Origin of the sequence: Shewanella sp. CG12_big_fil_rev_8_21_14_0_65_47_15, assembly GCF_002783505.1 — a bacterium.
Taxonomy (GTDB): Bacteria; Pseudomonadota; Gammaproteobacteria; order Enterobacterales; family Shewanellaceae; genus Shewanella.
The window spans coordinates 1-271 of the sequence record NZ_PFGL01000050.1 but is presented as its reverse complement, the minus strand read 5'-3'; the positions used below and the strand labels follow the sequence as shown (position 1 = coordinate 271).

Below are 271 nucleotides of genomic sequence, written 5' to 3'. Positions count from 1 at the left end.
CGCATAAAGATCTACGCCGCGCACGCGCGTGTGGTGTGAGCCTTATCCCGACCACAACCGGTTCTGCGACTGCGATTGTGGAAATCTTCCCTGATCTAAAAGACAAAATTAACGGTCACGCGGTGCGTGTGCCGCTGGCCAATGCGTCGTTAACCGACATTATTTTTGATGTTAAACGTGATACCAGCGCAGAAGAAGTCAACGCGCTACTTAAAGCGGCTTCAGAAAATGAGCTCAAAGGCATTCTCGGTTTTGAAGCGCGGCCACTGGT

At 51.3% G+C, this 271-nt stretch carries 1 pseudogene; it reads left to right on the top strand.

Annotation, left to right across the window (positions count from 1 at the left end):
• Positions 1–271, top strand: a pseudogene (locus COW15_RS14050) (type I glyceraldehyde-3-phosphate dehydrogenase); the annotation flags it as partial.